The organism is Streptomyces sp. PTY087I2, from assembly GCF_001687325.1.
Taxonomy (GTDB): domain Bacteria; phylum Actinomycetota; class Actinomycetes; order Streptomycetales; family Streptomycetaceae; genus Streptomyces.
In genome coordinates, this window is sequence record NZ_LZRD01000035.1 from 14,236 (window position 1) to 32,740 (window position 18,505).

Consider the following 18,505-nt stretch of genomic DNA (forward strand, 5'->3'; position numbering starts at 1 on the left):
GAGCGGCGGTCGGGATACGGCTCAGCCGTGCAGCTTGAGGCTGCTGACGAAGAAGCGCTGTGCGGAGAAGAACAGGACGACGGTCGGCAGCGAGACGAGCAGCGCGCCGCCCAGCACGACGGGCGGGCCGACGTTGGAGTAGTTGCCCTGGAGTTCGGCGAGCGCGGCCATCACCGGGCGGATGTTGCTGCTGGTGGACAGCGTGATGCCGAACAGCAGGTCGTTCCAGACGGCGACGAACTGGAAGACGAAGGCGGCCACCATCGCGGACCGGGACAGCGGCACATGGATCTGCCAGAAGATCCGCCCCCACGAAGCACCGTCCATCCGGGCGGCCTCGATGATCTCCGGTGCGAGAGTCAGCGCGAAGTTGCGCATGATGAAGTACGCGAACGGAACGGCGATCGCCGCGTACACCAGGAACAGCCCGAACTGGGCGTCGTAGAGGCCGGATTCGGCGTAGGCCAGGAACAGCGGCCGCAGGAAGACCTGGAGCGGCAGCAGGGTGCCCGAGTAGATCAGCCAGAACCACAGTGTCTTGTGTCCGACCGGCATGATGACGGTGGCGAACCCGGCGGTGGTGGCGACGACGATGGCCGCGGCGGCGCTGGTGACGGCGTAGAGCAGGCTGTTGCCCATGGCGGGGCCGAGGTCTGCCCGCGTCCATGCCTGCGCCATGTTGTCGAAGAGTCCGAAGCCCTGCGGCCACCAGTGCGGCATCCCGCTGTAGTCGGCCGCGGGCACCAGGGCGTTGACGAGCAGCAGCCAGGTGGGCAGTGCCCAGGCCAGGGAGATGACCACCAGGGTCGCGTTGCGCAGGATCCGGCCCGGCGTGGGCCGCGATCGTGGGGCGGCCCTCCGTGTGGTGCGGGTGGTGGTCATGATCAGTTGCCTTTCGGGGTCAGCTGACGTCGCAGATACAGCCACGAGGCGATCAGCACGATCGTGGTGAGGACGACCGCGACCGCCGCGCCCGCTCCGGGGTGCAGGGCGAGGAAGGTCTCCTGGTACATCGAGACCGCGAGCGTCTCGGACTGCCGGCCGGGCCCGCCCTGGGTGAGCACCCAGATCAGGTCGAAGGATTTGAGCCCGTTGACCAGGCTGGTTCCGACGACGATCACCGAGACGGTCCGCAGCTGGGGCAGGACGACGTACACGAACTTCCGCCAGCCCGCCGCACCGTCCAGGGAGGCGGCCTCAAGGGTTTCCGGCGGGATGGTCTGGAGGCCGACCAGGAAGAGGATCACGGCGACGCCCGCCGACTGCCACGTATTGGCGACGATCATGACGAGCGTGTTGCCGGGCCACTCGAGGAGCCAGCCCTGGGCCAAGGAGTCCAGGCCGAACGCCCTGAGCGCCTGGTTCGCGGCGCCGTCGGTGTTGAGGACGAAATTCCACACCACCGCGACGGCCGAGCCGGACAGGGCGTAGGGAAGGACGACGACCAGGCGCGCCACACGGGACCACCCGCCGCTGTGCGTCAGCACGGCGATGGCGAGGCCCAGCAGCAGCGGGAGCGCGACCGTGCCGACCACCCACATGAGGGTGTTCTGGATCGACCGGGTCAGTACGGGATCGTTGAGGAAGAGGGCGTAGTTGTCGAGACCGGCGAAGCCGGACACGCGCCGGTCGTCGTAGAAGCTCCGGTGGACGGTCGTGGCGAACGGGAGCAGCAGCAGTGCGCTCACCAGCACCACGGCGGGCGCCAGGAATCCGGCCCCGGCCAGCTTCTCCCGCAGGCGCCGGGCGGGGCGCTTCACGGCCACGGGGCGCGCGGGCTGCGGGCCGGGGGAGGCGGGTGCCCCGGGGAGCGGTGGTCGTCGCTGTTCGACGGAAGAACTCATGCCTCGTCCCTCTCCCACTCGGCCCATTCCTTCGCCGCCCGGCTCGCCATACTGCGCAGGGTGGCTTGCGGGGAGGACGCGCCGGTCATGAAACCGCCCAGGTCGTCGGTGTTGCCCTGGATGAGGTTGGGCGGACCCGACTCGCCGTAGCGGGGCAGCAGTGTCCACCGCTCCTTCAGCGCGCGGTCCTTGAGACCGGCCATCACCGGATTGCCGGGCCGGGAGCGCGGGTTGGCCGAGGCGTCCTGGAGGAAGTCGGTCCACACCTTCTGGACCCTCGGGTCGAGCCAGTGCGCCGCGTTGGCCATCGCCGCCTCGTGCGAGACGGCTTTGCGCGGGACAGCGAGCACACCGGACTCGGTGATCACGGAGCGGCGGGTGGAGCGCTCGACGGGGGGCATGACGAATGCGTCGAAGTCGACGCCCGGCTTCATACCGGTGGCAGCGATCCCCTGTGACTGCCAGGACCCGTGCAGGAACATTCCGACCCGTCCCGCCTTCAACGCGGCGGGGCCGTTGTTCTGGTCGAAGTCCGCGGGCGTCATCCAGCCCTTGCGCATGAAGTCCTGCCAGATCTGTAGTGCCTTCTGCGCCTGCGGGTCGGTGTACTGCGCCTTCCCGGTGGTCAACTCGCCGTAGAACACGGGGTCGACCTTGCTGACGAGCTCCTGGAACCATTCGTAGGCGGGCCAGTTGCCGGTCTGCGTGGCGACGAACGGGACGACGCCCGCCTTCTTCAGCACCTCGGCGTTGTGCAGCAGCTCGTCCCAGGTGTCGGGCGCTCGCAGCCCGTGCTTGCGGAAGAGGGCCGTGTTGTAGAAGAGCACGTAGTACGACTCGTAGAGCGGCATCCCGTACACGGAGCCGCGGTAGGACATCGCCTCACGCGTCTGGGGAGTCACCCAGCCCTTGCGTTCGTAGTCGGTCCATATCGAGGAGAGATCGCTGAGTTCGCCGGTGCGGGCCAGCGACTTGAGGAAGTAGCCCGAAGCCCACTTGATCATGTCGGTGGCCTTGGTCGTCTGCAACGAGATCTGCGTGACCTGCTTGTACGACGTGGGGTTCGGGTTGGACAGGGGGCGCAGCGCGTACCCGGTGAGCTTCTTCAGCTCGCGCCCGGCCGCGACATAGCCCCGGTCCCAGGTGGCGTTGTCGTTGGCGAGTGAGGTGGTACCGGGTTTCACCGCGGTGCTGTCGCCCCGGGCGCAGCCGGCCAACGTGGCCGCGGCGCCCGCGCCGAGGCCCGCCAGGACGCTGCGGCGGCCGAGCGGGTGGGACGACCGCTGTGTCGCCCCGCCGATTGATCTCATGGGTTCCCTTCCCTGTGGATCCCGGCGGGGATCCCTGGCTCTGGGGTGTGGTGGGTGAGAGGGCTCGGGGCCCTCCGCGAGATCTCGCCGTACCGCGCGGCATCCGCGGTTCGGATTGCGAGGATGTTAACGACACCATGTGGCTGAAACAAGACTCCGCGACGAGATTCCCCGTAGTGACCCGCCTCAGCTGCGGCGACGTCTCGCGAAGCGACCCACTTCTTGTTCGACCTCATGGTTATCGATACCATTCCGGCGGTTGCCCGCTCACCTCGTCAGGAGTACCCGTGCACGCAGAGCCCCGTCCGTACGAACGCAACCCCCGCTACCCGGCCGCCGGAACCGTGGTCACCGGGTGGGACGAAGCCGTGGCGGCCCTGCCCGACCGGCCGACCGTGCTCGCCCTGGACGGGCCCGCGGCCCTGGACTGGAACGAGGCCGCCCGGGGGATCGCCGCCGCCCTGCGTGCCCGGTCCACCGGGGTGGATGTGCTCGATGTGCGCGAGCGCTGGTCTCCGGCGCTGGTCGAGCGGCTGTGCACCCCTCACGAGGAGGCCGACGCGTTCTTCCTGCCGCTCGCCGGGTTCGAGATGGCCGACCTCTTCGAGGGGCCGCTGACCGTCGAACGGCCCACGAACGGCGTCCTGCTGGTCTTCGGCCCCGGTGCCGCCCTGTGCTCACCCGATCTGACCTGGTGGGCGGACCTGCCCAAGCGGTACGCCGAGAGCGCCGTGGCCTCCGGAACCCTGCCCGTGGGCGTCAACCTCGGGCGGCCCGACGTGCCGGGGGAACTGCGCCGCCTCTTCTACACGGACTGGCCGGTCGCCGACCGTCACCGCGACGCGCTCGCGCCCCGCATCGACCGGTGGATCGACGTACAGGACCCGCGGTCCCCCGCCTCCCTGGACGGCACGGCGGTCCGTGCCACCCTCGCCGAGCTCGCCCGGCAGCCGCTGCGCACCCGCCCGTACTTCAACTCCACGGCCTGGGGCGGGAAATGGGCCGCGGAGAAACTCGGCTTCGAACCCGACGACGGCAACACCGCACTCGGCTACGAGCTGATCGCCCCCGAAGCCGGCGTACTCGTCGGCCAGGACGCCGGGGCACAGGTGGAGCTGCCCTTCCAGCTGCTGTGCGTCCTGCACCCCGGGCAGTTCCTCGGCGCGGATGTGCACCGGCGCTACGGCACTTCGTTCCCGATCCGCTTCGACTATCTCGACACCGTCGGAGGCGGCAACCTCTCCCTGCACTGTCACCCGCGGGAGCCGTATATGCGGGAGGCCTTCGGCTGGCCCTACACCCAGCACGAGACCTATTACGTCACCGCGAGCGAGCCCGGCGCCCGGGTCTTCCTCGGGCTGCGGCAGAATGCGGACGTGGACCTGCTGCGCAAGGAAGTGGAGGAGTCCGCGGCGCACGGCACACCGCTGCGCGTCGAGGACCATGTCCAGACGTTCCCGGCCGATCCCGGCCAACTGTTCATGATCCCGGCCGGCACCCCGCACTCCTCCGGCGCGGGCAACCTCGTACTGGAGATCAGCGCCACGCCGTACCTCTACTCACTGCGGTTCTACGACTGGCTGCGCCGCTCCTCCGGAGTGCCCAGGCCGTTGTCGCACCGGCACGCCTTCGCCAACCTCGACACCGCGCGGCGCGGCGCCGAAGTCGTCGAGGACCTCGTCCAGCGGCCCCGTGTCCTGCGGACGGGCGCGGGCTGGCGTGAGGAGGTCGTCGGCTCCCTGCCCGAGATGTTCTACGCGGTCCACCGCTTCGTACTCGACGGAACGGGACCGGCGCACGACGACACGGAGGGCCGTTTCCACATCCTCAACGTCGCCGCCGGCGACGGCGTGGTGGTGGAGACCGCGGACGGCCGCCGTCATGATCTGGCGTTCGCCGAGACACTCACCGTGCCCGCGGCCGTGGGCGGCTATCGTCTGCACCCCGTCGGCACACGGCCGGTGCAGGTCGTCAAGTCCCTGGTGAAGCCCTCATGACCCGGGTGCCCGTGCTGGAGATCGGCGGCACCCATGTCACCGCCGCCCTCGTGGACATGGCGACGGGGCAGCCGGTCGCCGGATCCGTCGTCCGCAGGCCGGTCGCCGCCGACGCCGGCTCCACGGAGATCCTGGACTCCTTCGCCGAGGCCGCCCGCCGCATCGCCGCGCCCGAGGGGGCCCGCTGGGGCGTCGCCGTACCGGGGCCGTTCGACTACGCCGCCGGCGTCGGCAAGTTCCGGGGCATCGGCAAGTTCGAGGCGCTGCACGACATCGATGTCGGGGCGGAACTGAGCGATCGGCTGCCGCGCCCGCGGGCCGTCAGCTTCCTCAACGACGCCGACGCCTTCGCCCTCGGGGAGCACCACGGTGGCGCCGCGGCGGGGCGGGACCGGTCGGTGTGCGTCACCCTAGGCACCGGCGTCGGCTCCTCCTTTCTGCGTGACGGCCTCCCCGTCACCGAAGGCCCCGCCGTCCCGCCCGGAGGGCGGGCCCACCGCATCAGCGTCGACGGACTGCCGCTGGAGGAGGTGATCTCACGGCGGGCCATCCGCGCGAGGTACGCCCGAGCCGCCGGGATCGGCGAACCGGCCGAGGGCCCGGACGTCAGCGCCATCGCCGAGCTGGCCCGCGGGGCGGACCGGCACGCGGCGGCGACGATCAGCGGGTGCTTCATCGCGCTGGGGCGTGCCCTGGCACCCTGGTGCACCGCCTTCCGGCCGGGCGTGATGGTCATCGGCGGATCCATGGCCGCGTCCTGGGACCTCATCGGCCCCGCGCTGCGCGCCGGCCTCGTCACCGGGGCCGAAGCCGCCGGGCCGGAGGCGGAGCGCGTCGTCGCCGCGATGGATCTCTGCACCGCCCGGCGGCCCGACGACGCGCCCCTGATCGGCGCCGCGCACTGGGCTCTGCGCCGTCGGACGGAGGGGGGTCCGCCGGTGCCGGTCGCCGTCGCGGCCGACCCCGAACCCGGTGGCGTCCACTCCGCGGCCCGGCCGTGACGGTCCCGACCCGTGACGGCGGACCGCAGGCTCCGACCGCCGGGGCGGACGGCGCCGCGGACCCGGCACTCTCTACAATGACGGCTCCCCCAGCACCGACGCCCCGCCGCCCGCACAGTCCCTCCGGCGGCACCGAGGAAGGACCGGCCGTGGCGCAGCACCGACCGAGTGACGCCGCCGCGCCGACGATGCGCGACGTCGCCGCCCGTGCCGAGGTCAGCGCGATGACCGTCTCCCGTGTGCTGAAGGACGACCCCCGGGTCACCGAGGCGACCAGGAAGCGGGTCCTGAGCGCCGTCGACGCACTCGGCTACCGGCGCAACGAAACCGCCCGCCGGCTACGGGTCGGCGGCAGCGGGATGATCGGTCTGCTCGTCACCAACCTGGCCAACCCCTTCTACTCCCGCCTGGCGCTCGGCGTCCAGGAGGTGGCCTACGCGCACGGCCTGCGGGTCCTTCTCGGCAACACCGCCGAACAGGTCGACCGGGAGCGGGGGTTGGTGGAGGACCTCGCTTCCAGCCAGGTCGACGGGATGATCGTGGTGCCGGCGAGCGGCAGCCACCGGCACCTGACGCCGGCAGCGCTGCACGGCATGCCGCTCGTCCTCGCCTCCCGGCCGCCGGCGGGGCTGGAGGCCGACTGCGTCCTGGTGGACGACTTCGGCGGAGCGGAGGAGGCGACCGGCCGGCTGATCGAGGACGGACACCGGCGCATCGGTTTCCTCGGCAATCCGCCGGCGCTCTACACGGGCGCCGAACGGTTCCGCGGCTACTGGGCCGCCCACGAGGAGGCCGGGCTGGAGCCGGACGAGCGCCATATCCGCCGCGGGCTGTCCGACGTGGCCACGGCCGAGCGCGCCGCCGTCGCCCTGCTGAGCGCGCCGGACGCCCCCACCGCCCTCTTCTGCACCAACAACCGTCTCACCCAGGGCGCCATCCGAGCCGTCCGCACGCTCGACGCCCCGGTGTCCCTGGCCGGATTCGACGATTTCGACCTCGCGGACGTCCTCGGGCTCCCCCTGACGATCGCCTCCTACGACGCCGACGAGATCGGGCGCAGGGCCGGCCAGATGCTCATCGACCGCATCAACGGCGGCCCCGGCACCCCGCTGCCCGTACGGCGTTCGGTGGTCCCCATCGAAGTCATCCGGTACGGGACCGACCTCACCTAAGCCTTCCACCGTCGGCCCTTCCTGCCCCGCCCGCACCCGACGGGGGCAGGAAGCGGGCTGCCCTGCGCCCCCGCGCGCGGAATTCTGGACGGAGTCCCATGCACGACGACCGCACACTGACCGAACGCCGACTCGCCCGGGTACTCGACCAGCGCCTCAGGCCCGCAGTTCACGCCCGCTCCCTCCCTCTCGAGGTGAGCGCCCATCACATATCCGGCGAACCCGTACCGGTGAGCGAGGGGATCGCCGGTCCCTACGAGCCGGTCGCCACCGGCTCGTCCTGGGGGCCGGCCTGGTCCACCAGTTGGTTCAGGATCCGCGGCACCGTACCCGCGGAGTGGGCGGGGGAACGGGTCGAAGCGGTACTCGACCTCGGCTTCGGCGCCACCCAGCCCGGATTCTCCGCCGAGGGGCTGGTGTACCGGGCCGACGGCACACCGGTGAAGGCGCTCAACCCGCGCAACACATGGCTCCTGATAGCCGAACGAGCCGAAGGCGGCGAGGACTTCGAATTCCACATCGAGGCCGCCGCCAACCCGCTGATCTTCGATTTCGACGCCGCGGGCGACCCCTTCGTCCCCACCCGCGCGGGCGACGTCGCCCCCTGGCTGCGCGCCGACGGGACCGCCCGGGCCGCGGAAGAACCGCTGTACCGGCTGACCCGCATGGACCTCGCCGTCTTCGACCGGACGGTCTGGGAGCTCGTCCAGGACCTCGACGTCCTGTCCGGGCTCATGCACCAACTGCCCGATGACTCCACCCGCCGCAGCCGGATCCGGCACGCGGTGAGCGGGGCGCTCGACGCGATCGACCTCCAGGACATCGGCGGCACCGCGGGGGCGGCCAGGGCCTTGCTGGCTCCCGCGCTGGCCGCTCCGGCGCACGCGAGCGCCCACCGCGTCTCGGCCGTGGGGCACGCGCACATCGACACGGCCTGGCTGTGGCCGGTACGGGAAACCGTCCGCAAGGCGGCCCGCACGGTCTCGAACGTGACAGCGCTGATGGACGACCACCCCGGCTTCCGGTTCGTCATGTCCCAGGCGCAGCAACTGGCCTGGCTCAAGGAGGAGCGGCCCGAGGTCTACGCCCGGGTGCGGGAGAAGGTGGCGACCGGGCAGTTCCTGCCGACCGGCAGTCTCTGGGTCGAGCCCGACACCAACCTTTCCGGCGGCGAGTCGCTGGTCCGCCAGTTCGTCCACGGCAAGCGGTTCTACCTGGAGGAGTTCGGCGTCGAGACGCGCGACATGTGGCTGCCCGACACCTTCGGCTACAACGCCGCGCTGCCCCAGCTCATGAAGCTCGCCGGCATCGACTGGTTCCTGACGCAGAAGATCTCCTGGAACACCACGAATGCGTTCCCTCACCACACCTTCTGGTGGGAGGGCATCGACGGTTCCCGCATCTTCAGTCACTTCCCGCCGGTCGACTCCTACAACGGCGACCTCTCCGGCGCCGACATCGGCCACACCGAACGCAACTTCCGCGACAAGGGAGCCGCCAACCGTTCGCTGGTGCCCTTCGGTTACGGCGACGGCGGGGGCGGTCCGACCCGCGAGATGCTGGCGCGCGCCGACCGGCTCGCGGATCTCGAGGGCTCGGCGAAGGTCGAGCTGGAGGGGCCGGCCGACTTCTTCACCAGGGCCCAGCAGGAGTACGCCGACGCACCGGTGTGGGTCGGCGAGCTCTACCTGGAGCTCCACCGGGGCACCCTCACCAGCCAGCTCGCCACCAAGCAGGGCAACCGGCGGTGCGAACACCTTTTGCGGGAGGCGGAGTTGTGGTCGGCCACGGCGACCGTGCGGACCGGTGAGCCGTACCCGTACGCCGCACTCGACCGAATCTGGAAGACCGTTCTTCTCCAGCAGTTCCACGACATCCTGCCCGGCTCCTCCATCGCCTGGGTGCACCGGGAAACGGAACAGGCTCACCGGGAGGCCGCCCGCGAACTGAACGCCATCGTCGAGGCCGCCCAGCGAGCCCTGGCCGGTTCGCCGGACGCGGATGGCGGCGAGGTCGTCTTCAACGCGGCCCCGCACGATCGCGACGGCATCCCCGCCCTCGGCGCCGTGCCCCGCGACACGCCGCCGCGGACGGTACCCGTACGAACCGGCCTCGACGGCGGCTTCGTCCTGGACAACGGGCTGGTGCGGGTCACGGTCGACGGCCGTGGACTGATCACGTCCGCGTACGACCTGACCGCCGGGCGTGAAGCGCTCGCCCCCGGAACGGTGGGCAACCTTCTGCAACTCCACCAGGATTTCCCCAACCAGTGGGACGCCTGGGACATCGACGCGTTCTACCGCAACACCGTGCGGGACCTCGTGCAGGCCGACGAGGTCACCACCGACGGCGACGCCGTCGAGGTCGTACGGAGCGTCAACGGGTCACGCATCCGCCAACGGCTGTCCCTGGGCGAGGGTGCCCGCCGGCTCGACATCGACACCACCGTCGACTGGCGGGAGCGGGAGAAGATCCTCAAGGCCGCGTTCCCCTTCGATCTCCGAGCCGGCCACTCCACCGGCGAGATCCCGTTCGGCCACGTCCAGCGGCCCACGCACTCCAACACCAGCTGGGACGCGGCCCGCTTCGAGATCTGCGCCCACCGCTTCCTGCACCTCGCGGAGCCGGGCTGGGGAACGGCCCTGGTCAACGACTCCACCTACGGCCACGACGTCACCCACGACGTGCGGCACGACGGCGGTACGACGACCACGGCGAGGCTCTCGCTGCTGCGCGCCCCGCTCTTCCCCGACCCGGAAGCCGACCAGGGCGAACACCGGTTCCGCTACGGCCTGGTGATCGGCGCCGACATCGGCGACGCCGTCCGCGAGGGCTACCGCTTCAACCTCGCCGAACGCACCGTTCCCGGCACGGCCGCCGTCGCCCCACTGGTCGGGGTCGACCACTCCGGCGTCGTGATCGAGGCGGTCAAGCTCGCGGACGACGGCTCGGGCGACGTGATCGTACGGCTCTACGAGTCGCTCGGCGGCCGTGCCACGACGACCCTGCACGCCGGATTCCCGCTGGCCACCGCCACGGTGACCGACCTCCTCGAACGCCCCCTCGCGGAGGAACCCGAACCGGCCGTGACCGACGACCGTGTGCCACTCGCCCTCCGCCCGTTCCAGATCATCACGGTGCGACTGACCCCGCGGGGCTGAGGAGGGCGGAGCAGCACATCAGCAGCAGCCAGGGAAAGACCAGGGGTCGGGCCCGGAGGGCCGGACCCCTGGTGACCTTCAGACGTTGAAGCGGAACTCCACCACGTCCCCGTCCTGCATGACGTACTCCTTGCCCTCCATGCGGGCCTTGCCCTTGGCGCGGGCCTCGGCGACCGAGCCGGTCTCGACCAGGTCGTCGAAGGAGATGATCTCCGCCTTGATGAAGCCCTTCTGGAAGTCGGTGTGGATGACACCGGCCGCCTCCGGGGCCGTGGCGCCCTTCTTGATGGTCCAGGCGCGGGCTTCCTTCGGGCCTGCCGTGAGGTAGGTCTGGAGGCCGAGGGTCTCGAAGCCGACGCGGCCGAGGGTGGCGAGGCCGGGCTCCTCCTGGCCCATGGACTGGAGCAGTTCGAGGGCCTCGTCGTCGTCGAGCTCGATCAGCTCGGACTCGATCTTGGCGTTCAGGAAGATCGCCTCGGCGGGGGCGACCAGGGCGCGCTGCTCGTTCTTGAAGTCCTCGTCGACCAGCTCGTCCTCGTCGACGTTGAAGACGTACAGGAACGGCTTGGTGGTGAGGAGGTGCAGCTCGTGGAGGAGCTTGCCCTTCTCCGTGCCCGCCGTGATGCCCGCCGCGAACAGCGTCTGGCCGGTCTCCAGGATCTGCTTCGCCTCCTCGACCGCGGCCAGGACCGCGACCTTCTCCTTCTGGAGGCGGGACTCCTTCGTCAGGCGCGGCACGGCCTTCTCGACGGACTGGAGGTCGGCGAGGATCAGCTCGGTGTTGATCGTCTCGATGTCGTCCTTCGGCGAGACCTTGCCGTCGACGTGCACGACGTTCTCGTCCTTGAAGGCCCGGATGACCTGGCAGATCGCATCGGACTCGCGGATGTTCGCCAGGAACTTGTTGCCCAGGCCCTCGCCCTCCGAAGCGCCCCGCACGATGCCGGCGATGTCGACGAAGTCCACCGTCGCGGGCAGAAGCCGCTGGGAGCCGAAGATCTCCGCGAGCTTGTTCAGGCGCGGGTCCGGGACGCCGACCACGCCGACGTTCGGCTCGATCGTGGCGAACGGGTAGTTGGCCGCCAGCACGTCGTTCTTGGTCAGGGCGTTGAACAGGGTCGACTTGCCGACATTCGGCAGACCGACGATTCCGATCGTGAGCGACACTTTGGCGACTTCCTGGAGTGAGGCGGAGGGCAGGGGGCGGAGCGTCCGGTCCGCTCCGGCTCGGCGTTTGCGGGGCCGGAGCAGCCGGGGGCCCGGAGTGGACCGATTCTCCAGTCTACGGGCCTGCCCCACCGGCCCGAACAGCGCGGCTTTCGGCCGTGTGACGTCGAACGCAACCCCAAGGTCGGCCAAAGCGCGTGTCCAACGCCTGATTCCCCGCCCCCCGCGACCTACGTTGTGGAGGTGGAGCAGCACAGGACACGTCCCCCGCAGCGCCGGCCGTCCCCGCAGGCCGCGCCCGCCCCGCCCGCGCCGGGTGGTTCCGCCGTGTACCGGGTACGGGTGCGGAGCGTGCCGCCCGTCGTCCTCGCGTTGCGGCGGTTCCCCAACCCCCGGCTCACCGGGATCGGGGCCGGGCTGTTCGCCTCGCTCACCATGTTCGTGCTCGCCTGCGTCGACCGGCTGCTGTTCGACAGCTCGGAGCTCGTCTACGGGCTGCTCTTCCTGCCCGTCAGCGCGCTCACCGCCCTCTGGGTCCGGCCCGCCGACCTCGTCACCGCGCCGATCAGCGTGCCCATCGCCTTCGCCGTCGGGGTCTTCCCGATCTCCGGGGGCTCCGAGGGCTTCGGCGGGCAGGTCATGGGGCTGGTCACCGCCCTCGCCGTGCACGCCGGCTGGCTGTACGGCGGAACCCTCGTCGCGGGCCTCATCGCCTCCGTACGCAAGGTGCGGCTGATGCGGGCCCGGCGGCGGTACGTCCTGGCCCAGGGGCGCGGCCCCGCCGGTGAGCGCCCGCCCCGGGCCGCGGCCGCCGCCTCGGCCTCACCGTCGACCGGGAAGCCCTCGAAGCCCTCGAAGCCCGTACGGGCCGGGGCCGGCACGGCGGCAGCCAACCGCCGTCCTCAGCGGCCCTGACGGCTGTCCACACGGCTCCTTGGGCCGGTCTGCCCAAGGACCGGCCCGCCCAGCCCCCGACGCCCGCCCCCCTCAGCCCTTCCCCGCCGTCGAGCCCGCCGCCGCCATCGCCGCCCCCACGATGCCCGCGTTGTTCTGGAGCTGTGCCGGGACCAGCTCGGCCCGGACCTTCTCGATCAGGGGCAGGAACTTCTCCGCCTTGCGGCTCACGCCGCCGCCGATGATGAACAGTTCCGGCGAGAACAGCATCTCCACGTGCAGCAGGTACTTCTGGACCCGGTGCGCCCAGTGGTGCCAGCTCAGGTCCTCGTCCTCCTTGGCCTTCGTGGAGGCGTGCTTCTCCGCGTCGTGGCCGTGCAGTTCCAGGTGGCCCAGTTCGGTGTTGGGGACGAGCTTGCCGTCGGTGAAGACCGCGCTGCCGATGCCCGTACCGAACGTCAGCAGGATGACCGTGCCCGTACGTCCCTTGCCCGCGCCGAACGTCATCTCCGCGACCCCCGCCGCGTCCGCGTCGTTCAGGATGGTGACGGGCTGACCGATCCGCTCCCCCAGCAGGGTGCGGGCGTCCGTGTCGATCCAGCCCTTGTCGACATTGGCCGCGGTACGGGTGATGCCGTCCGTGACGACCCCCGGGAACGTGATGCCGACCGGGCCCGACCAGTCGAAGTGGCCGACCACCTCCGCCACGCCGTCGGCCACGCCCTCGGGCGTGGCCGGGTGCGGTGTCAGCACTTTGTGGCGCTCCTGCGCCAGGTCTCCGCGGTCCAGGTCCACGGGAGCGCCCTTGATCCCGGATCCGCCGATGTCCACGCCGAAGATCTCCATGGAACCCACGGTACGGGCAGGCCGGGCCCCTTGCGCGGCTACTCGGCGGAAAGGGCGGCGGCCTCGGCGCGCAGGTCGCGGCGGAGCTCCTTGGGCAGGGAGAAGGTGATCGACTCGTCGGCCGTCTTCACCGTCTCCACGTCTCCGTAACCCCGCTCCGCCAGCCATTCCAGGACGCCGTCGACGAGAACGTCGGGGACGGACGCGCCTGAAGTCAGGCCGACCGTGGTCACGCCCTCCAGCCACGCCTCGTCGATCTCGCTCGCGAAGTCGACCAGATGGGCGGCGGGGGCTCCCGCGTCCAGGGCGACCTCGACCATCCGGATGGAGTTCGAGGAGTTCTTGGAGCCGACCACGATGACCAGCTCGGCGTCCTCGGCGAGCTTCTTCACCGCGATCTGGCGGTTCTGCGTGGCGTAGCAGATGTCGTCGCTGGGCGGCGAGAGGAGGTTCGGGAACTTCGACTTGAGCGCGTCGACCGTCTCCATCGTCTCGTCGACGGACAGGGTCGTCTGCGAGAGCCACACGACCTTCGACTCGTCGCGGACCTCGACGTTCGCCACGTCCTCGGGGCCGTCGACCAGCTGGATGTGGTCGGGGGCCTCGCCGGAGGTGCCGATGACCTCCTCGTGGCCCTCGTGGCCGATCAGGAGGATGTCGTAGTCCTCCTTGGCGTACCGGACGGCTTCCTTGTGGACCTTGGTGACCAGCGGGCAGGTCGCGTCGATGGTGGCGAGCTTGCGCTCGGCGGCCTCCGCGTGGACGGTGGGCGCGACTCCGTGCGCGGAGAACATCACGATGGAGCCCTCGGGCACCTCCGCGGTGACGTCCACGAAGATCGCACCCTTCTTCTCCAGGGTCTGCACGACGTACTTGTTGTGCACGATCTCGTGGCGGACGTAGATCGGGGCCCCGTACTGCTCCAGGGCCTTCTCGACGGCGATCACGGCACGGTCCACGCCCGCGCAGTAGCCACGGGGAGCGGCGAGCAGGACACGGCGGGCAGGCGTTGCAGTCATGCGTCCCATCGTAAGGCCGTGGCGAACAGGCGCGAGGACGGGCCGATCGGGACACTGGTCGCGGTGCGTGTGCGATCAATCGCTGATGGTGGTGGAGGAGTGGTGACCTCGGTGTCGGGGAGTGGGCGTGGGAGTGGGAGTGGGCCGGGGAGTGGTCCCGGCCGCGGTCGCGGCAGCCGTACCGGCGGTTCTGCCGGCAGCCGTACGGAAGAAGGGCGGCTGCGGCGGACTCTGGGGTTCCGGGACCTGGTCGTCTACGGGCTCCTCTTCATCGCCCCGATGGCCCCCGTCGGCGTGTTCGGCACCCTGGACGCGAAGTCCGGCGGCGCGGTCGCCCTCGTCTACATCGTGGCCACCGTGATCATGGGCTTCACCGCCTTCAGTTACGCCCAGATGGTGCGGGTCGCCCCCTTCGCCGGGTCGGTCTTCACGTATGCCCGCAAGGGGCTCGGGGAAGGGCCGGGGTTCATCGCCGGGTGGATGGCGATGCTCGACTATCTGCTGATCCCCGCCGTCGCCTACCTCTTCTCCGGGATCGCGATGAACGCCCTCGTACCGGAGGTCTCGCGGTGGGTGTGGACCGCGATCGCCGTCCTCGTGACCACCCTGCTCAATCTGTGGGGCGTACGGGCCGCCGCCCGCGTCGGCTTCGCGGTGCTGGCCATGGAGATCGTGGTGCTGCTGGTCTTCGTGGTCTCGGCCGTGGTCGTCCTCGTACGGGACGGAGCGCAGCGCGGCTGGCTGACACCGCTGACCGGGGACGCCGGGTTCTCCATGGCGGCGGTGCTGGGGGCCGTTTCGGTCGCCGTGCTGTCGTACCTGGGCTTCGACGCCATCGCCTCGTTCGCCGAGGAGGTGACGGGCGGTTCGCAGAAGGTGGCGCGGGCGGTGCTGTTCTGCCTGGTGCTCGCCGGTGTCCTGTTCGTGGCCCAGTCGTACCTGGCCGCGCTGCTGGAGCCCGTGAGCTCGGCGGAGCTGGCGGCGGACCCGGCGGCGCAGGGGTCGGCGTTCTACGACGCGGTGGACGCCTCGGTGGGGACCTGGCTGCACGATCTGGTGGCGGTCAGCAAGGCGATCGGCGCCGCGTTCGCCGCGCTGGCGGGGCAGGCCGCCGCCGGGCGGCTCGTCTTCGCGATGGCCCGGGAGCGGCGGCTGCCGCACCTCCTCGCGAAGGTCGACCCGAAGTCGGGCGTGCCGCGGCCGGCGATCCTCGGCGCGGCGATCGTGACGCTGGTGGCCGCCGTGTGGGCGGCCCGGCGCGACGACGGCCTGGACCATCTGGTCTCGGTGGTGGACATCGGCGCGCTGACGGCGTTCGTCCTGCTGCACGCGTCGGTGGTCGGCTGGTTCGTCGTACGCCGCATGGCGGGGCCGCCGGTGTGGTGGCGGCACGTCCTCGTCCCGGTGTTCGGCGCGGGGGCGCTCGTCGCGGTCATCGTGGAGGCCACGGCCTCCGCCCAGGTGGTGGGCCTCTGCTGGCTCGGGGTGGGGCTCGTGGTGCTGGCGGTCCAGGGCACGGGGCGCCGGAGCGGGGCCGAGGGGCCGGGCGGGCCCGGCCGCATGAAGGCATGAGGCTCGGTGGGCCTCAGGTTGAGGTCTGGTGGCGCTCAGCGGGCCCGGTGGGTGCGGTGGGCTCAGCACTGAGGCCGGTGGCGCTCAGCGGGCCTGGTGGGCCCGGTGGGCCTCAGCACTGAGGCCGGTGGCGCTCAGCGGGCGCGGTGGGCGCGGTGGGCCTCAGGACTGAGCCCCCGCGCCGAGCCCGTGTCCTGTCAGTGGGGGCCGATACGCTCGCCCGTATGGCTCTCAACACGTCCGCGGAAGCGCCGCTGCCCGTCGGCGAGGTGTCCCGGCTCATCGGCGGGTGGATCGACCGGCTCGGCGCCATCTGGGTGGAGGGGCAGATCACCCAGCTGTCGCGGCGGCCGGGGGCCGGGGTCGTCTTTCTGACGCTGCGCGATCCGTCCCACGACATCTCCGTGAGCGTCACCTGTTTCCGGCAGGTCTTCGACCGGATCGCCGATGTGGTGACGGAGGGCGCGCGCGTCGTCGTCCTCGCCAAGCCCGAGTGGTACGCGCCCCGGGGGCAGCTCTCACTGCGGGCCACCGACATACGGCCGGTCGGCATCGGTGAGCTGCTCGTGCGGCTGGAGCAGCTGAAGAAGTCGCTCGCCGCCGAGGGGCTCTTCGCGCTCGACCGGAAGAAGCCGCTCCCCTTCCTTCCTCAGCTCATCGGGCTCATCTGCGGGCGGGCCTCCGCCGCCGAGCGCGATGTCCTGGAGAACGCCCGCCGCCGCTGGCCCGCCGTGCGCTTCGAGGTCCGTAACACCGCCGTGCAGGGGGTGAACGCGGTCGCCCAGGTGGTGCAGGCGGTCGAGGAGCTGGACGCGCTGGACGAGGTCGACGTGATCGTCGTCGCCCGGGGCGGCGGCAGCGTCGAGGATCTGCTGCCGTTCTCCGACGAGCAGCTGATCCGGGCCGTGGCCGCCTGCCGTACGCCCGTGGTCTCCGCGATCGGCCACGAACCGGACTCCCCGCTGCTGGACCTGGTCGCCGATCTGCGCGCCTCCACGCCCACGGACGCCGCCAAGAAGGTCGTCCCGGACGTGGGCGAGGAGCTGGACCGCGTCCAGCAGTTGCGGGACCGGGCGCTGCGCACCGTACGGGGGCTGCTGGACCGTGAGGAGCGAGGGCTCGCGCACGCGCTGGGCCGCCCCGCGATGGAGCGGCCCCAGCGGCTGGTGGACGAGCGCGAGGCCGAGGTGGACGCGCTCCTCGGGCGCAGCCGCCGGGTCCTGGGCCATCTGCTGGACCGGGCCGACTCCGAGCTGGCGCACACCTTCGCCCGGGTCGTCTCGCTGTCGCCCGCCGCGACCCTGGAGCGGGGGTACGCCGTGCTCCAGCGGCCCGACGGCCATGTGGTGCGCTCCCCCGCCGAGGCCGGCGCGCCCGGCGAGCCGCTGCGGGCGCGGGTCTCGGAGGGCGAGTTCACGGTGCGGGTGGACCGGGGCGAATGAGCGGCCCGCCCCAGCGGCCCCACCAGGGCCGGGGCCGTTCCCACGATGACGTAGCAGCTCACATTTAGGGTGGATCACATGACGGACGACGGTACGGCGGCGGCTGCCGCCACGGGCACGCTCGGGTACGAGCAGGCGCGCGACGAGCTGATCGAGGTCGTGCGCCGGCTGGAGGCGGGCGGCACGACGCTGGAGGAGTCGCTCGCCCTGTGGGAGCGGGGCGAGGAACTGGCCAAGGTCTGCCGGCACTGGCTGGAGGGCGCCCGCGCCCGGCTCGACGCGGCCCTGGCCCGCCCGCAGGACAGTGCCGACGAGGGCTGAGCCGAGACCTCGCACCAAGTACCTGCATCATGCAAGGGTGTGCAATGGATCACTCGACTTCGCTTTTAGTTGAAAGTTAACCTATCTCTGGCGTACCTTCGAGCTCTCCCCACCGTGTTCGTTCGGAAGGTTGCACCAGATGTCCCTCGTTCTCGACCCCGCCGCTCAGGACCTCCTCTTCCGCGAGGCCCGCACCGCCAACACCTTCACCGACGAGCCCGTGACCGACGAGCAGGTCCAGGCGATCTACGACCTGGTGAAGTTCGGCCCGACCGCCTTCAACCAGTCGCCGCTGCGCGTCGTCCTGGTCCGCTCCGCCGAGGGCCGCGAGCGTCTGGTGCAGCACATGGCCGAGGGCAACCGGCCGAAGACCGCCACGGCCCCGCTGGTCGCGATCCTGGCAGCGGACAACGAGTTCCACGAGGAGCTTCCGGCGCTGCTCCCGCACTTCCCGCAGGCGAAGGACATGTTCTTCGCGGAGCGCCCGGTCCGTGAGTCGGCCGCCGGTCTCAACGCCGCGCTCCAGGCCGCGTACTTCATCATCGGCGTCCGCGCCGCCGGTCTGGCCGCCGGCCCGATGACCGGTTACGACGCCGCGGGCATCCAGAAGGAGTTCCTGGACGGCGACCACACCCCGCTGATGGTCGTCAACATCGGCAAGCCGGGCGAGGACGCCTGGTTCCCGCGCAGCCCGCGCCTCTCCTTCGACGAGGTCGTCACCACCGTCTGAGGCACCACCGCCTGAGGCGCCACCGCCTG

Annotated in this window: 15 protein-coding genes; 9 read left to right on the plus strand and 6 right to left on the minus strand. The window is 71.2% G+C overall.

The features are described 5' to 3' along the window. Window positions 1-21: 21 nt before the first annotated feature. The 3 genes from A3Q37_RS30390 to A3Q37_RS30400 are packed head-to-tail and all read right to left on the minus strand — an operon-like array spanning window position 22 to window position 3,154. On the minus strand, window positions 22-882 hold the full coding sequence (locus A3Q37_RS30390) for a carbohydrate ABC transporter permease (RefSeq protein ID WP_065489473.1): 861 nt from the start codon (window positions 880-882) through the stop codon (window positions 22-24). Between the two features lie 2 nt (window positions 883-884). Beyond that, window positions 885-1,844 (minus strand): carbohydrate ABC transporter permease, encoded by a 960-nt coding sequence (locus tag A3Q37_RS30395; protein ID WP_065489474.1) that lies wholly within the window; start codon window positions 1,842-1,844, stop codon window positions 885-887. Continuing rightward, window positions 1,841-3,154 (minus strand): ABC transporter substrate-binding protein, encoded by a 1,314-nt coding sequence (locus A3Q37_RS30400; protein ID WP_065489476.1) that lies wholly within the window; start codon window positions 3,152-3,154, stop codon window positions 1,841-1,843. The genes A3Q37_RS30395 and A3Q37_RS30400 overlap by 4 nt, the downstream gene beginning before the upstream one ends. 287 nt (window positions 3,155-3,441) lie before the next feature. Here A3Q37_RS30400 and A3Q37_RS30405 point away from each other — a divergent pair, with 287 nt between their 5' ends. The 4 genes from A3Q37_RS30405 to A3Q37_RS30420 all read left to right on the plus strand — a co-directional run bounded on the left by A3Q37_RS30405 (window position 3,442) and on the right by A3Q37_RS30420 (window position 10,485). Continuing rightward, on the plus strand, window positions 3,442-5,151 hold the full coding sequence (locus A3Q37_RS30405; protein ID WP_065489478.1) for a class I mannose-6-phosphate isomerase: 1,710 nt from the start codon (window positions 3,442-3,444) through the stop codon (window positions 5,149-5,151). Further along, window positions 5,148-6,152 carry an ROK family protein gene (locus A3Q37_RS30410; RefSeq protein ID WP_065489480.1) on the plus strand — a complete coding sequence of 335 codons (1,005 nt, stop codon included), beginning with the start codon at window positions 5,148-5,150 and terminating at the stop codon, window positions 6,150-6,152. The genes A3Q37_RS30405 and A3Q37_RS30410 overlap by 4 nt, the downstream gene beginning before the upstream one ends. A gap of 188 nt (window positions 6,153-6,340) precedes the next feature. Further along, window positions 6,341-7,324, plus strand: a complete 984-nt coding sequence (locus tag A3Q37_RS30415) for a LacI family DNA-binding transcriptional regulator (RefSeq protein WP_065489523.1) — start codon at window positions 6,341-6,343, stop codon at window positions 7,322-7,324. A gap of 98 nt (window positions 7,325-7,422) precedes the next feature. Further along, a complete protein-coding gene (locus A3Q37_RS30420) occupies window positions 7,423-10,485 on the plus strand; it encodes a glycoside hydrolase family 38 C-terminal domain-containing protein (RefSeq protein WP_065489482.1) in 3,063 nt (1,020 codons plus the stop codon). Between the two features lie 78 nt (window positions 10,486-10,563). Here A3Q37_RS30420 and ychF read toward each other — a convergent pair whose 3' ends face one another. After that, on the minus strand, window positions 10,564-11,652 hold the full coding sequence (gene ychF, locus A3Q37_RS30425; RefSeq protein ID WP_065489484.1) for a redox-regulated ATPase YchF: 1,089 nt from the start codon (window positions 11,650-11,652) through the stop codon (window positions 10,564-10,566). Window positions 11,653-11,979: 327 nt separating this feature from the next. On the opposite strand from ychF, the gene A3Q37_RS30430 reads away from it, so the two are divergent. Next, window positions 11,980-12,567 carry a DUF6542 domain-containing protein gene (locus A3Q37_RS30430; protein WP_065489486.1) on the plus strand — a complete coding sequence of 196 codons (588 nt, stop codon included), beginning with the start codon at window positions 11,980-11,982 and terminating at the stop codon, window positions 12,565-12,567. Window positions 12,568-12,639: 72 nt separating this feature from the next. Here A3Q37_RS30430 and ppgK read toward each other — a convergent pair whose 3' ends face one another. Beyond that, a complete protein-coding gene (ppgK, locus tag A3Q37_RS30435) occupies window positions 12,640-13,392 on the minus strand; it encodes a polyphosphate--glucose phosphotransferase (RefSeq protein ID WP_065489488.1) in 753 nt (250 codons plus the stop codon). 38 nt (window positions 13,393-13,430) lie between these two features. Further along, window positions 13,431-14,420 carry a 4-hydroxy-3-methylbut-2-enyl diphosphate reductase gene (locus tag A3Q37_RS30440; protein WP_176711541.1) on the minus strand — a complete coding sequence of 330 codons (990 nt, stop codon included), beginning with the start codon at window positions 14,418-14,420 and terminating at the stop codon, window positions 13,431-13,433. Between the two features lie 270 nt (window positions 14,421-14,690). Here A3Q37_RS30440 and A3Q37_RS30445 point away from each other — a divergent pair, with 270 nt between their 5' ends. From A3Q37_RS30445 to A3Q37_RS30460, 4 genes are all read left to right on the plus strand, one after another. Continuing rightward, window positions 14,691-15,983, plus strand: a complete 1,293-nt coding sequence (locus A3Q37_RS30445) for an APC family permease (protein ID WP_255311991.1) — start codon at window positions 14,691-14,693, stop codon at window positions 15,981-15,983. Window positions 15,984-16,207: 224 nt separating this feature from the next. Continuing rightward, window positions 16,208-17,425 (plus strand): exodeoxyribonuclease VII large subunit, encoded by a 1,218-nt coding sequence (gene xseA / locus A3Q37_RS30450; protein ID WP_065489492.1) that lies wholly within the window; start codon window positions 16,208-16,210, stop codon window positions 17,423-17,425. Window positions 17,426-17,503: 78 nt separating this feature from the next. After that, entirely contained in the window at window positions 17,504-17,746 is a 243-nt protein-coding gene (locus tag A3Q37_RS30455; protein WP_065489494.1) for an exodeoxyribonuclease VII small subunit, read from the plus strand. A 139-nt stretch (window positions 17,747-17,885) separates the two neighbouring features. After that, the gene (locus tag A3Q37_RS30460; protein WP_065489496.1) at window positions 17,886-18,476 is read left to right on the plus strand and encodes a malonic semialdehyde reductase; all 591 of its coding nucleotides are present in this window, start codon (window positions 17,886-17,888) and stop codon (window positions 18,474-18,476) included. Window positions 18,477-18,505 lie beyond the last annotated feature (29 nt).

What these genes read in the sequence shown, in the direction of transcription:
- A3Q37_RS30390 (WP_065489473.1), bottom strand. Translation starts at nt 882, where the DNA reads ATGACCACCACCCGCACCACACGGAGGGCCGCCCCACGATCGCGGCCC.
- A3Q37_RS30395 (WP_065489474.1), bottom strand. Translation starts at nt 1,844, where the DNA reads ATGAGTTCTTCCGTCGAACAGCGACGACCACCGCTCCCCGGGGCACCC.
- A3Q37_RS30400 (WP_065489476.1), bottom strand. Translation starts at nt 3,154, where the DNA reads ATGAGATCAATCGGCGGGGCGACACAGCGGTCGTCCCACCCGCTCGGC.
- A3Q37_RS30410 (WP_065489480.1), top strand. Translation starts at nt 5,148, where the DNA reads ATGACCCGGGTGCCCGTGCTGGAGATCGGCGGCACCCATGTCACCGCC.
- A3Q37_RS30415 (WP_065489523.1), top strand. Translation starts at nt 6,341, where the DNA reads ATGCGCGACGTCGCCGCCCGTGCCGAGGTCAGCGCGATGACCGTCTCC.
- A3Q37_RS30420 (WP_065489482.1), top strand. Translation starts at nt 7,423, where the DNA reads ATGCACGACGACCGCACACTGACCGAACGCCGACTCGCCCGGGTACTC.
- ppgK (WP_065489488.1), bottom strand. Translation starts at nt 13,392, where the DNA reads ATGGAGATCTTCGGCGTGGACATCGGCGGATCCGGGATCAAGGGCGCT.
- A3Q37_RS30440 (WP_176711541.1), bottom strand. Translation starts at nt 14,420, where the DNA reads ATGGGACGCATGACTGCAACGCCTGCCCGCCGTGTCCTGCTCGCCGCT.
- A3Q37_RS30445 (WP_255311991.1), top strand. Translation starts at nt 14,691, where the DNA reads ATGGCCCCCGTCGGCGTGTTCGGCACCCTGGACGCGAAGTCCGGCGGC.
- xseA (WP_065489492.1), top strand. Translation starts at nt 16,208, where the DNA reads ATGGCTCTCAACACGTCCGCGGAAGCGCCGCTGCCCGTCGGCGAGGTG.
- A3Q37_RS30455 (WP_065489494.1), top strand. Translation starts at nt 17,504, where the DNA reads ATGACGGACGACGGTACGGCGGCGGCTGCCGCCACGGGCACGCTCGGG.
- A3Q37_RS30460 (WP_065489496.1), top strand. Translation starts at nt 17,886, where the DNA reads ATGTCCCTCGTTCTCGACCCCGCCGCTCAGGACCTCCTCTTCCGCGAG.